Here is a 12,174-nt window from a genome sequence, read left to right on the forward strand (position 1 = left end):
TACCGGTTTCTCGCCGAAGTCTCATCACGACGCCCGCGACGAGGCTCGCAGCGGCCGGGTCAGGCCCGCACGTCGCCCCACGGCGGACGGTCCGGACCGCCGACGATCTCGTCCCAGTCCGGCTCACGGTGCCGGCGTCTGGCCTCGTAGGCCTCCACCAGGTCGTGCAGGACGGCGACGACGAGGTCGGCGTGCGGCACGTCGGCGAGGACGACGGCGGGATCGTCGCCGGGGAACACGAGCACGTCGCCGGAGCGGAACAGCCCCTGCAGCCCGCGGCGCCGCACGGTCACGTCGTAGCCGCGGGAGTGCAGGAGCTCCCGCCGGGTCCGCGTGCCGAGTCCGTTGACCACGACCAGGCGACGCGTGGTGACGACGTACCGCTCCGACATCCAGCGGAACAGCGGGACGGCACCGCCGAACACGACGAGCACCACGACGACGAGCGCGACGACGGCGTTCAGCCACGCCAGCTGCGCCTGGAACACGCCGAAGCCGAACCCGCCGGCCGCGGTGACGAGCACGACGAACACCGCCGGGCGCACCAGCCGACGGGCGTGTGGTCGCAGGCGTGCGACGACACGTTCGGGCGGGGGCTCGGCGGTCATGCCGTCATGCATACCGCAGGTGGGTGACGTCCCCCACCGCGACGCCCCTGGTGCCGCCCGCCTGGTCCCGGATCGTGATGCGGCCGGCGTCGTCGATGCCGGTCGCGTCGGCCTCCTCGACGGTGCCGTCCGGCAGTTCGAGGCGGATGCGGCGACCGATCGTGCCGCACGCGGCGCGGACGTGGGACCGGACCGTCTCGGCGGCGGGACCCCCGGTGACCAGGCCGGCCACCGCCTCCAGGACGGACCGCAGGAAGGCGGACAGGACCGCGTCGGCCAGGGCGGGTGCGTCGTCGACCGCGCCGGCGAGCAGGAGCGAGGTGGACGTCGGGGTGGGCAGCCGGTCCGCCGGGATCGTCAGGTTCACGCCGACCCCGACCACGACGCTGCCGTCGGCGGCGACCTGGCAGAGGATCCCGCACACCTTCTCCCCGGCGACCTGCACGTCGTTCGGCCACTTCACGACGACGTCGGCGCCGGCGGGGAGCACCGACGCGATCGCGTCGCGCATCGCCGCCCCGGCGACCAACGGCAACCAGCCGCGGTCGTGGTCGTCCAGGTCCGCACGGACGAGCACGCTGGCGGCGAGCGTCTCACCGGCCGGAGCGGTCCAGGTGCGGTCCAGCCGGCCCCGACCCGCGGTCTGGTGCAGGGTCGCGACGACGCTGCCGTGCTGCTGCTCGGGGGCGGCGGCGAGCAGGTCCGCGTTCGTGGACCCGGTCTCGGCGGGGACGGTGATCGTCGCGCCCGCCGACCGGACAGCCGCGCTGGTGGCGGGGAACGACGGCGACGGGGATGTGGACATGCACGCAAATGTACGGGCAGGAACCGTGGGGGTCCTCCAACCGGCAGCGTGGCACCCGCCGGTAGGGTGAGCGGGTGACTTCAGGAGACACCCCCGATCTGTCGACGACGGCCGGCCGACTGGCCGACCTCCGCGACCGGTACCACGAGGCCGTGACCGCCGCGGGCGAATCCGCCATCGCCAAGCAGCACGCGAAGGGCAAGGGCACCGCGCGCGAACGCATCGAGCAGCTGCTCGACGAGAACTCCTTCGTGGAGTTCGACGAGTTCGTGCGGCACCGCACCACGTCGTTCGGCATGGACGCCAAGCGCCCCTACGGTGACGCGGTCGTCACCGGCGTCGGCACGATCCACGGCCGCAACGTCGCCGTCTACGCGCAGGACTTCACGGTCTTCGGCGGGTCGCTCGGCGAGGTCGCCGGCGAGAAGATCATCAAGGTCATGCAGCACGCGCTGAAGACGGGCGTGCCGATCATCGGCATCCTCGACTCCGGCGGCGCCCGCATCCAGGAAGGCGTCGTCGCGCTCGGCAAGTACGGCGAGATCTTCCGCCTGAACACCCAGGCCTCCGGCGTCATCCCGCAGCTGTCCATCGTGATGGGTCCGGCGGCCGGCGGTGCGGTGTACTCCCCCGCCCTGACCGACTTCGTCATCATGGTCGACAAGACCAGCCACATGTTCGTCACCGGCCCCGACGTCATCAAGACCGTCACGGGCGAGGACGTCGGCTTCGAGGAGCTCGGCGGCGCCCAGACGCACAACGCGGTCTCCGGCGTGGCCCACTACCTGGCCGAGGACGAGACCGACGCGCTCGACTACGCGCGCTCGCTCATCGGGTTCCTGCCGGACAACAACCTGTCCGACCCGCCGGCCTACGACGTCGCCCCGGAGCTCGAGACCACCGACGCCGACCACGAGCTCGACCTCGTGATCCCGGACTCGACGAACCAGCCGTACGACGTCACCACGATCATCGAGCACATCGTCGACGACGGTGAGTTCCTCGAGGTCCAGCCGCTCTTCGCGCCGAACATCCTGATCGGCTTCGGCCGGGTCGAGGGCCGCACGGTCGGCATCATCGCGAACCAGCCGCAGGCGATGGCCGGCACGCTGAACATCGACGCCGGCGAGAAGGCCGCCCGCTTCGTGCGGTTCTGCGACGCGTTCGGCATCCCGATCCTGACCCTGGTGGACGTGCCCGGCTACCTGCCCGGCACCGACCAGGAGTGGACCGGCGTCATCCGCCGCGGCGCGAAGCTGCTGTACGCCTACGCCGAGGCCACCGTCCCGCTCGTCACCGTCATCACCCGCAAGGCCTACGGCGGCGCGTACATCGTCATGGGTTCCAAGCAGCTCGGTGCCGACATCAACCTGGCGTGGCCGACCGCCGAGATCGCCGTCATGGGCGGCCAGGGCGCCGTGAACATCCTGTACCGCGCCGAGATCAAGCGCGCCGAGGAGTCCGGCGAGGACGTCGCCGCGGTCCGCACGAAGCTCGCGAACGAGTACACGTACAACGTCGCGTCGCCGTACCTGGCGGCCGAGCGCGGTGAGCTCGACGGCATCATCCAGCCGCACGCCACGCGCGTGTCGGTCATCAAGGCCCTCCGGTCGCTGCGGGGCAAGCGCGCCACGCTGCCCCCGAAGAAGCACGGGAACATCCCCCTCTGATGGGTCGCCACGCAGCAGCCGTGCCCTCGGACGAACCCGCGTCGGTGGCGGACGTCCGGGTGGTCGCCGGCGACCCCACCCCCGAGGAACTCGCCGCCGTCGTGGCCGTCCTGCAGCGCCAGGCCGACGAGGCCGCTGCCGCCGGACGAGCCGCCGTGGTCGTCGAACCCCGCACCGGGTGGGACGCCGCGGCCCGCGGACTCCGCCGCCCGCTCGACCACGGACCGGGCGCCTGGGGCCGATCGCTCCGCTGATGTACCCCTGGTGCGCGGGCGACCGGAACGGTTGCAGGGCGCACTTCCCGGTCGGTATCCCCTCACTCGGGGGACACGTTCAGTGGATACGGACCGGAAATGGCGGAATTGTCCCCCATAATGACGACTGACATGCGGCTCGTGCGTCGGCATAGTAGTTGGTGTTCGGTGTCCTTCAACGAAAGACATCGCAGGACGGTGGCCGACTAGGGTACGAAGCCACCGCCCGCTGCGAGGCAGGGCGACATTCGGGTTGTCGCTCAGCCTCGGGTCGTGAACGGGCCGGTCGGTATCCGACCGGCCCGTTCCCCGTTTCCGGGGCGTGTGGCGCGTGCGGGCGGGCGTCGGTGCGGTTGGCGGGGCGGCTGGCGAGGCCGATCCGGAACGACACCGTCGACGTCGTACGACAGCGACATGGTCGCTTCCGTGCGCGCGCCCGCCGACGCACCCACGCGGCAGCCTGGAGGCCCGTGGCGGCGCCGCCACGGGCCTCCCGGCTGTCCCCCATCGCGTCCACCGCCGCCCGCACGCCCGGCGCACCACGCGCGTCCGCAGCGCCGTCCGCACCAAGTTCGCGACGATCCACGCGTCGATCACGTGGTGAATGGTCGCAACACGCGCGCACGCGCTGCCGCGCGCTGTACCGGGCGTGCCGCGCGCTACGCGGGCTCGTGCCGCGGGATCTCCAGCCAGAGTGCGACGGAGTCGTCCTCGTCCCCGTCGTCGTCGTCCATCCCGGCTCCGAGCGCCGCGGACTCACTGGCCGCGCCGTCGAGGCGGAGTCCGACGACGGTCACCGCGGAGTCGGAGCCCTCACCGACCGTCCGCACGATGACGTTGTCGGCATCGCGGGCCTGCCGGAGCGCCTCGGCGACACGGGCGTGGATGCGGCGGATGTCCGGGGCGTCCAGGTCGTCGAGCCCGCCGTCGTCGTGCAGCTGGACGGTCGCTCCGCGGCGACGCAGGCGCATCACCTCGTCGCGGACGTCGTCGGACAACAGGGACCGGCCCCGGATCTCGTCGCGGATGGCCTGCTCGAGGTGCAGGCACTCGGCGCGGTCGGCGTCGTCGAGGTCGCCGCAGGAGTCGATGATGCGCTGCAGCATCGGCAGGGCCATCCGGGTGGTCTGACTCAGCCGGAACTGCCGCTCGAACACGTGGGCGTCCTGCGCGGCCTGCCAGTCGGCGGTCTCCTGCTCGGCGAGGACGAGCTCCCGGGTGTTCCGGATGGCGCGGCTCATCGCGGCGGCGAAGACGGTGGCGATCGCGACCCAGGCGACGCTGCCGACCACGCCGAGCCCACCGAGCGAGCCGAGACCGGCCCAGGCGACGGTGTACACGGTCAGGAACAGCACGCCGGCCCACGCGAAGGGGCCCCGGCCGCGCACGACGAGCACCACCATGAGCGTGCCGATGGCCGCGATCCACCAGGTGGCGGAGCCCGGACCACGACCATCGACGAGGACGGGGGCGGCGATCACCGGCATCACGATCGCGGTGGCGAGGGAGAAGCAGGCCGTCCAGACCGGCAGCACCCTGCCGGGGACGAACAGTGCGAGGCCGGTGGCCGCGGCATACAGGACCATGCAGGCGATGATCGGGGCGACCTGGTCGACGCGCGGCAGCGTGGCCGCGGCGAGGACCAGGTGGTAGAGGGAGAACAGCGACGCGAGTCCGAGGGCGATGCTCGCCGGCAGGGAGACCTTCATGCGGTCGTCCTCGCGGCCGGCGACCACGTCAGCACGATGCGGGTGCCCTCGCCCGGGGCGGTGTGCACCTCGGCGCGACCGTCGACGGTCGCGACCCGCTCCACGATGGAGCGGCGGACACCGAGCCGTTCGGCGGGGATGGCCGCGACGTCGAACCCGCGGCCCTCGTCACCGACCTCGACGAGCACCCCTTGGCCCTGCTGCTCGATGCGGACCCAGCGGGAGACGTCTGCGTCGCCGGCGTGCTGCACGCTGTTCACAGCGGCCTGCAGCGCCGCCGAGGCCAGCGCGTCGGCGACCGACGCGGGCAGGCGGACCGACCCGGTCGGCGTCGGGACGAGGCGGACCCGAGCGGGCAACGCACCGACCCCCTCGCGGATGCGCGCCCGGAGTTCCCCGAGGGCGACCGGCGCGACGTCACCGGGACCGTCGGTGGCGGCGGCCTCGAGGTGGTCGATCGCGTTCCGGGCCATCCGCGCGGCGAGGGTCTTGGCCTCGAGCGTGTCGGCACGGGCGGCGGAGAGCAGCGTCGTGAGCACGCTGTCGTGCACGATGGCGTCCACCTGGACCCGTTCGACCTCGGTCGCGTGTTCCCGGATGGCGAGCGAGTACCGCCGCACGGCCGTGGACTGCGCCGTGTCGACCGACGTGGCCGCACGCCGCAGCACCACGGCGATGACGAGCACCGCGCCGCTGAGCAGCGCCGTGTACACGCCGTCGAGCAGGACCGCGAGGACCCCGACGTCGCCGCCGAGCGGGCTGAGCCGGATGACGACGTACACCGCCGGCACGAGCGCCGTGTAGACCGTCGCACGCCACGTGGCGAAGCCCATCGCCGCCGCCGTGCAGCCGACCGTGCAGAACCACCACGGCCACGGCTGCTGCGCCGACGGGATGGGCTCCTGCACGGTGGCCGTCCACGTCACGAGCACGACGAGGAACAGCAGCGCGCAGACGATCTGCGCCAGCTGCGCGACCCGCTGTACGAAGGCCGAGACCCCGATGAACACGAACGACGCCGCGAGGGCGAGCATCAGCGTCGGACCCCAGAACGGGTCGAGGTACGGCAGCTGCTGCAGGACCGCGGGCGCGTCGACGATGCCGAGGCCGATCGCCGCCATCGCGAGGAGGATCGCGAACGCGCGCTCGACCGACGCCTGCGTGATCGAGGCGCGGACGCTGCGCGCCGGATCGGCGCCGAAGGGCGCCGGTTCGACGACCGTCCGCGCCGACTCAGCCGCGGTCGCCATCCGTGTCAGCGACCGTCGCCGTCGGGGTCGATGCCCGAGTCGAGCCCGGGGAGGATCCCGTCCTCGACGGCTCGACGCAGCAGGTCGACCTTCGTCGGGGCCGGGCGACCGACCTCGACGTACTTCACACGGATCCGGTCGAGGTACTCACGGGCCGTCGAGTAGCCGATGCCGAGCTGCTGGGCGGCGAGCTTGAGCGGGAGACCCGAGGCGTAGAGGTGCAGGATCTCGCGCTCGCGACGGCCGAGCTGCGCCTTCGCGAAGTCACGGTCGGCGTCGATGGCGCTCGCCCACTCGAGGTTGTTGAGGACGTCACCGCGCGCGACGGTGGCGACGGCGGCCATCACCGTCTTGGTGGCCGAGGACTTCGGGATGACGCCGGCAGCCCCTGCTGCGAGCGCCTCACGCACGTTGGCGACACGGTCCGCGATGGAGTGCACGAGCACCGCCGATCCCGTCCCCTGCACGCCCTTGACGTTCTCGGTCACGGTCGAACCGTCACCGAGGGACAGGTCGAGGACGACGACGTCGACCTCTCGCCCGTCGAGGTTCTGGACGTACTCGGGGACGCTGGCGGCGGTGAGCACCACCTCGAACCCCTCGTTCTGGCACGCCGCCTGGATCCCGAGTCGGACGGACTCGTGGTCGTCGACGATCGCGACCCGGACCGGCCTGGTGGCCGCCCCTGACGTCTCGGTGCTGGTGGTTGTCGTTCCTGCTGCCACAGTGGCCTCTCGTTCCGATGCGCGACGCCGGCCCCTGAAACCGGAGTGCCATCAACGACCCAGGATACCCAGCCCGGACTCAGGTGCGGGGCTTCTCCGCTGCGCCACGCTGGCCGGTCCGCCGATTGGTGGACACCCCGACACGCAAGGACCCGCGGTCGAGCGACCGCCGGACCTCAGCGTGTGGGGACCAGGCGTGCGACGGCTTCCAGGTGGTGGGTGTGCGGGAACAGGTCGAAGGCCCGCAGTGCTTCGAGCCGGTAGCCGAGGTCGGCGAACGTCGCGACGTCGCGGGCCAGTGCCACCGGGTCGCACGCCACGTAGACGACCTGCTCCGGCTGGAGCGCGGCGATCTGCACGACCACGTCACGACCGGCACCGGCGCGGGGCGGGTCGAGCACGATCGTGCCGGCGCGGAAGCGGTCCTTCTCGGCGCGCGAGGCGTTCGCCACGGTGTTCGTCAGCCAGCGGTCGACGCGGCCGGTCTCGGCGCGGGCGCCGAGCCACTCCGACAGGTTCTCCTGCGCGTGCTCGGTGGCACGGGCGGCGCTCTCGACGCTCGTGATGCGTGCCTTCGGGCCGACCAGGTCACCGAGGGCGGCGGCGAGCAGGCCGACACCGCCGTACAGGTCCAGGTGGGTGCCCTCGGGGTCGAGTCGGTCGCGGTCGACCAGGTCCTGCACGGCCTCGGTGAGCACGGTCGCCGCGGCACGGTGCACCTGCCAGAACCCGTTGTCGTCGACCTGGAACGTGCGCTCCCCCACGACCTCGGTCACCACGGTGGGCTTCTGGTCGTCGATGACGAGCCGCGCGCCCTCGGAGCCACTCGGTGCGAGGACGTCGATGACCGACGAGCCCGGCAGCGCACCACGGCCGAGCGGGGCGCTCTGCTGCACGACGGCGGTCGCGAGCGGCAGGCCGGTCACCGGGATGACGGAGTGGGAGCGGGCCGCGAACGGTCCGGCGGTGCCCTGCTCGTCGACGTGCAGCCGGACGCGCGTGCGCCAGCCGAGGCCGTTCGCCGCGTCGTCGCCGGGCGCGGCCTCGACGACGACGTCGTGGCCGAGCACCTCGGCGAGGTCCATCCGTGCGAACCGCGCGAACGAGTCGACGAGGACGTCGTGCTTGAGCGTGCGCTGGTGTGCGAGGGCGATGTGCCCGAACTCGGCACCACCCGGGCGCGTCTCGGGGTCACGCTCGAGCGCGGCCTCGGGCCAGACGTGGTCGACGCGGTGCTCGCTCGGCGTGATGACGCTGACCGTGTCGGCGCGCCAGAACGACTTCTTGCGGTCCTCGGTCACCCGGGCGACGACGCGCTCCCCGGGGATCGCGTCCGAGACGAAGACCACCCGTCCTTCGTGCCGTGCCACCGAGATGCCGCCGTGGGCGATCCCGGTGACGTCGAGTTCGAGCAGCGTGCCGACGGATTCACCCATGGTGAGATGGTCCCATGCGTCTGTACCTCGCGAGTACATCCCCCGCCCGCCGAGCACTCCTCGCCCAGTCCGGGATCGAACCCGTGCTCGTGTCCCCCGGGGTCGACGAGGACGCCGTCGGCGCCGCAGCAGCGGCATCCCTCGGCCGCGACCTGACCGGTCCGGAGCTCGTCTCGCTCCTCGCCGTCGCGAAGGCGTCCGCAGTCGCCGACTCCGCGGTCGCCGGGTCACCGGTCGACGGCGTGGTGTTCGGCGGCGACTCCGCGTTCGAGGTCGACGGACAGCTGTACGGCAAGCCGCACGACCCCGCGGTCGCCCGGGAGCGCTGGCGGCAGATGCTCGCCGCCGGCGGCGGGACCCTGTGGAGCGGACACTGCGTGATCGATCGACGACGCGACGACCGGCACCGGGCCCCGGAACCGGCCACGGGACGGCCTGGAGGCGCAGCACCGGCCCGCACCGTGCCTCCCGTCCGGTCCCTGGTCACGTCCACCGCCGGCGTCCCGCAGCTGGGTGACGTCGCGCCCGGCGGGTCGGCGCTGGCCGCCGCCGGCGACCGCGTGGTCGCGGTCGACAGCGCGGTGCTGACCTTCGCCGACGACGTGTCCGTCGACGAGATCGACGCGTACGTCGCGACGGGCGAGCCGCTCGAGGTGGCGGGTGCGTTCACCATCGACGGTCGGGCCGCGGCGTACATCACGCGGATCGACGGCGCACCGTCCGCCGTGATCGGGATGTCGCTGCCGGTGCTGCGGTCGATGCTCCTCCGGGGCTTCGGCATCGCCTGGCACGACCTGTGGGCACTGTAGACATCCGCACCTCTTCCGGGTGGTTCTTTGTGGGTGCCAGTCAAAACGCACTCCCGCCGCACGAATACGCTGCTGTGTCATGCCCCGTATCAGCAAGGTCCTCATCGCGAACCGCGGCGAGATCGCCGTCCGCATCATCCGCGCGGCCCGCGACGCGGGCAAGGCATCGGTCGCGGTCTACGCCGACCAGGACCGCGATGCCCTGCACGCCCGCCTCGCCGACGAGGCCTACGCGCTGAACGGCACCACGAGCGCCGACACGTACCTCGTCATCGACAAGATCATCTCGGTCGCCCGCCGCTCCGGTGCGGACGCCGTGCACCCGGGCTACGGGTTCCTCGCCGAGAACGCCGACTTCGCCCGCGCCGTCATCGACGCCGGGCTCGTCTGGATCGGCCCGTCGCCGGAGTCGATCGAGCGCCTCGGCGACAAGGTCTCCGCGCGCCACGTCGCCGAGAAGGTCGGCGCACCGCTCGCCCCCGGCACCATCGAGCCCGTGCAGGACGTCTCCGAGGTCTTCGACTTCGTCGACCAGGTCGGTCTGCCCGTCGCGATCAAGGCGGCGTTCGGTGGCGGCGGTCGTGGTCTGAAGGTCGTCCGCGACCGCGCCTCGGTCGAGGAGCTCTTCGAGTCCGCCACGCGTGAGGCGATCGCCGCGTTCGGTCGGGGCGAGTGCTTCGTCGAGAAGTACCTGGACAAGCCGCGCCACGTCGAGACCCAGTGCCTGGCGGACGAGCACGGCAACGTCGTCGTGGTCTCCACCCGCGACTGCTCGCTGCAGCGACGCCACCAGAAGCTCGTCGAGGAAGCCCCGGCGCCCTACCTGACGTCCGAGCAGCAGACCGCACTGTACGAGTCGTCGAAGGCGATCCTGCGCGAGGTCGGCTACGTCGGTGCCGGCACTTGCGAGTTCCTCATCGGCGCCGACGGCACGGTGTCGTTCCTCGAGGTGAACACCCGCCTGCAGGTCGAGCACTGCGTCTCCGAGGAGGTCACCGGCATCGACCTGGTGCGCGAGCAGTTCCGCATCGCCGAGGGTGGCGTGCTCGACTACTCGGACCCCACGCCGCGGGGACACTCGTTCGAGTTCCGCATCAACGGCGAGGACCCGGGTCGCAACTTCTTCCCCGCGCCCGGCCCCGTGCACGCCTTCAACGCACCGTCCGGCCCCGGCGTCCGTGTCGACTCGGGTGTCGTCTCCGGCGACGTCGTGTCCGGCTCGTTCGACTCGATGCTCGCGAAGCTGATCGTCACCGGCGCCACCCGTGCCGAGGCGCTGGAGCGTTCGCGTCGTGCACTCGCCGAGTTCGAGGTCACGGGCCTGCCGACCGTGCTCCCCTTCCACCGTGCCGTGGTGTCCGACCCGGCGTTCGCGACGGCCGACGACGAGCCGTTCAGCATCTACACGCAGTGGATCGAGACCGACTTCGTGAACGACATCCCGGCGTGGAGCGGTTCCCCCGAGGAACTGCCGGCGCCGGCTGCGCGCGACAGCGTCGTGGTCGAGGTGCAGGGCAAGCGCATCGAGGTCACCATGCCGTCGATCGTCGGTGGCGGTGCTGCCGGCGGCGTCGCCGGTCGTCGTCCGGCCGGCCCCACCGCTCCCCCGAAGCGCCGCTCGTCGGCCATCCGCGGGGGCCTGGCGAAGTCCGGGTCGTCCGTCGCGTCGCCGATGCAGGCCACCGTGGTGAAGCTCGCGGTCGCCGAGGGCGACTCCGTGGTGAAGGGCGACCTGCTCGTCGTGCTCGAGGCCATGAAGATGGAGCAGCCCGTGCAAGCACACAAGGACGGCGTCGTCACCGGGCTGAACGCCCCGGTCGGCCAGACGGTCTCGTCCGGTCACGTGCTGCTCGAGCTCGCGTAGCGCGGGGGTTCCGTCTCGCAAAACACCGGTGTTCGCCGGTTGAACACGCGCAACCCGCGGTTCGACTCGTGAACACCGGTGTTTTGCTTCATCGAACACGGCGCACTCCGGCCGCCTCGAGTGCCACGGGGCCGTTGCCGCCCGGCTGCACGTCCGGCCACGTCACGCGGACGACCCTCCGGACGTGGCGGTGGGCACGGAGCCGGTCCTCCCGGAGCTTCTCGTCGATGACGACGCGCTCGGGCGAGCGACCAGCGCGCGTCGTCCGGTCGCGGTACTTGACCAGCCCGTCGAACTCCACCACGACGCCGGCGTCCTCGAACCAGAAGTCCACCCGGCCGATCAGGCCTGCCGCATCACGGAACTCCTGCTGCAGCACCGGCGCCGGGAACCCCGCTTCTGCCCAGCACAGCCGCGCCAATGACTCACCCGGCGAGTCGGCAGCCGCGTCCGCGAACTCGATCGCCCGTCGCGCGCGGGTGGACGCGCGCGGACGCGGCTCCCGGCTGCGCAGTTCGGCGAGCAGCGCGTCCTGCGACACTCCTCGGGCCAGCACCGCGTCCAACACGACCACCGCCGTGCGGAACGATGCTCGGAGCGCGACGTCGACCCCGGTGACCACGAGGGTCGTGACGGGCAGGCCGCCGACGCTCGCACAGGCGATGGTGCGACCCGCCCCTCCGACCTTCTGCAGGTGTGCGCGACGTTGCCCGGTGGCTCGACGCGGATCGGTGGCGACGACGTGCTCGGGGAACTCCCCGAGCCACGGGAGTCCGAGCATCGCCACAGCCGACTCGTGGGAGATCACGAGGGCAGTGTGGATGTTCGGCGCGACCGCTTCGACCCGTGCTCGATGGCGCTCCGCTGCGCTCGCTGCTTCGAACGCGCCACGTTCGACGTACCGACCCGCCGTCAGGCGGATGAGGGTCCCGCGGCGAGCAGCATCCGCCAGCCGTCGGTGCGCTCTCGGATCGGGATCGCCCGGAGCCGCGCCGAACACCGTGATGTGAGCCATGGCCCAACGGTCACGGCTCCCGCGCGGCC

The 12,174-nt window shown here is 72.1% G+C and carries 11 protein-coding genes; 4 read left to right on the forward strand and 7 right to left on the reverse strand.

The window, feature by feature from the left end; translation table 11 throughout:
• Positions 1-59 precede the first annotated feature (59 nt).
• Both DEJ06_RS00165 and DEJ06_RS00170 read right to left on the reverse strand, forming a co-directional pair.
• Positions 60-608 carry a PH domain-containing protein gene (locus DEJ06_RS00165; RefSeq protein ID WP_071244247.1) on the reverse strand — a complete coding sequence of 183 codons (549 nt, stop codon included), beginning with the start codon at positions 606-608 and terminating at the stop codon, positions 60-62.
• A gap of 4 nt (positions 609-612) precedes the next feature.
• On the reverse strand, positions 613-1,413 hold the full coding sequence (locus tag DEJ06_RS00170) for a biotin--[acetyl-CoA-carboxylase] ligase (protein ID WP_111038024.1): 801 nt from the start codon (positions 1,411-1,413) through the stop codon (positions 613-615).
• A 74-nt stretch (positions 1,414-1,487) separates the two neighbouring features.
• On the opposite strand from DEJ06_RS00170, the gene DEJ06_RS00175 reads away from it, so the two are divergent.
• Together DEJ06_RS00175 and DEJ06_RS00180 are read left to right on the forward strand one after the other, a co-directional pair.
• A complete protein-coding gene (locus DEJ06_RS00175) occupies positions 1,488-3,083 on the forward strand; it encodes an acyl-CoA carboxylase subunit beta (protein ID WP_071406413.1) in 1,596 nt (531 codons plus the stop codon).
• Positions 3,083-3,337 (forward strand): acyl-CoA carboxylase subunit epsilon, encoded by a 255-nt coding sequence (locus tag DEJ06_RS00180; RefSeq protein ID WP_111038025.1) that lies wholly within the window; start codon positions 3,083-3,085, stop codon positions 3,335-3,337. The genes DEJ06_RS00175 and DEJ06_RS00180 overlap by 1 nt, the downstream gene beginning before the upstream one ends.
• Positions 3,338-3,996: 659 nt before the next feature.
• On the opposite strand, the gene DEJ06_RS00185 is transcribed toward DEJ06_RS00180, so the two are convergent.
• The 4 genes from DEJ06_RS00185 to DEJ06_RS00200 all read right to left on the reverse strand — a co-directional run bounded on the left by DEJ06_RS00185 (position 3,997) and on the right by DEJ06_RS00200 (position 8,457).
• Entirely contained in the window at positions 3,997-5,046 is a 1,050-nt protein-coding gene (locus DEJ06_RS00185) for a hypothetical protein (protein ID WP_071406459.1), read from the reverse strand.
• Positions 5,043-6,296, reverse strand: coding sequence for a sensor histidine kinase (locus tag DEJ06_RS00190; RefSeq protein ID WP_111038026.1), 1,254 nt, complete (start codon positions 6,294-6,296; stop codon positions 5,043-5,045). Before DEJ06_RS00190 ends, DEJ06_RS00185 begins: the two co-directional genes overlap by 4 nt.
• Before the next feature lie 5 nt (positions 6,297-6,301).
• On the reverse strand, positions 6,302-7,021 hold the full coding sequence (locus tag DEJ06_RS00195; RefSeq protein WP_017888757.1) for a response regulator transcription factor: 720 nt from the start codon (positions 7,019-7,021) through the stop codon (positions 6,302-6,304).
• A gap of 176 nt (positions 7,022-7,197) precedes the next feature.
• Positions 7,198-8,457 carry a class I SAM-dependent RNA methyltransferase gene (locus DEJ06_RS00200; protein WP_111038027.1) on the reverse strand — a complete coding sequence of 420 codons (1,260 nt, stop codon included), beginning with the start codon at positions 8,455-8,457 and terminating at the stop codon, positions 7,198-7,200.
• 14 nt (positions 8,458-8,471) lie between these two features.
• Between DEJ06_RS00200 and DEJ06_RS00205 the strand changes: the two genes are divergently transcribed.
• Positions 8,472-9,266 carry a nucleoside triphosphate pyrophosphatase gene (locus DEJ06_RS00205; RefSeq protein WP_111038028.1) on the forward strand — a complete coding sequence of 265 codons (795 nt, stop codon included), beginning with the start codon at positions 8,472-8,474 and terminating at the stop codon, positions 9,264-9,266.
• Between the two features lie 79 nt (positions 9,267-9,345).
• The gene (locus DEJ06_RS00210; RefSeq protein WP_111038029.1) at positions 9,346-11,130 is read left to right on the forward strand and encodes a biotin carboxylase N-terminal domain-containing protein; all 1,785 of its coding nucleotides are present in this window, start codon (positions 9,346-9,348) and stop codon (positions 11,128-11,130) included.
• An 88-nt stretch (positions 11,131-11,218) separates the two neighbouring features.
• Here DEJ06_RS00210 and DEJ06_RS00215 read toward each other — a convergent pair whose 3' ends face one another.
• Complete coding sequence (locus DEJ06_RS00215) at positions 11,219-12,145, reverse strand: hypothetical protein (protein WP_111038030.1); 927 nt, start codon at positions 12,143-12,145, stop codon at positions 11,219-11,221.
• Between the last annotated feature and the right edge of the window lie 29 nt (positions 12,146-12,174).

The sequence above is a fragment of the Curtobacterium sp. MCLR17_051 genome, from assembly GCF_003234395.1.
Lineage (GTDB): Bacteria > Actinomycetota > Actinomycetes > Actinomycetales > Microbacteriaceae > Curtobacterium > Curtobacterium flaccumfaciens.

What these genes read in the sequence shown, in the direction of transcription:
- DEJ06_RS00205 (WP_111038028.1), top strand. Translation starts at nt 8,472, where the DNA reads ATGCGTCTGTACCTCGCGAGTACATCCCCCGCCCGCCGAGCACTCCTC.
- DEJ06_RS00190 (WP_111038026.1), bottom strand. Translation starts at nt 6,296, where the DNA reads ATGGCGACCGCGGCTGAGTCGGCGCGGACGGTCGTCGAACCGGCGCCC.
- DEJ06_RS00170 (WP_111038024.1), bottom strand. Translation starts at nt 1,413, where the DNA reads ATGTCCACATCCCCGTCGCCGTCGTTCCCCGCCACCAGCGCGGCTGTC.
- DEJ06_RS00165 (WP_071244247.1), bottom strand. Translation starts at nt 608, where the DNA reads ATGACCGCCGAGCCCCCGCCCGAACGTGTCGTCGCACGCCTGCGACCA.
- DEJ06_RS00180 (WP_111038025.1), top strand. Translation starts at nt 3,083, where the DNA reads ATGGGTCGCCACGCAGCAGCCGTGCCCTCGGACGAACCCGCGTCGGTG.
- DEJ06_RS00185 (WP_071406459.1), bottom strand. Translation starts at nt 5,046, where the DNA reads ATGAAGGTCTCCCTGCCGGCGAGCATCGCCCTCGGACTCGCGTCGCTG.
- DEJ06_RS00200 (WP_111038027.1), bottom strand. Translation starts at nt 8,457, where the DNA reads ATGGGTGAATCCGTCGGCACGCTGCTCGAACTCGACGTCACCGGGATC.
- DEJ06_RS00210 (WP_111038029.1), top strand. Translation starts at nt 9,346, where the DNA reads ATGCCCCGTATCAGCAAGGTCCTCATCGCGAACCGCGGCGAGATCGCC.
- DEJ06_RS00215 (WP_111038030.1), bottom strand. Translation starts at nt 12,145, where the DNA reads ATGGCTCACATCACGGTGTTCGGCGCGGCTCCGGGCGATCCCGATCCG.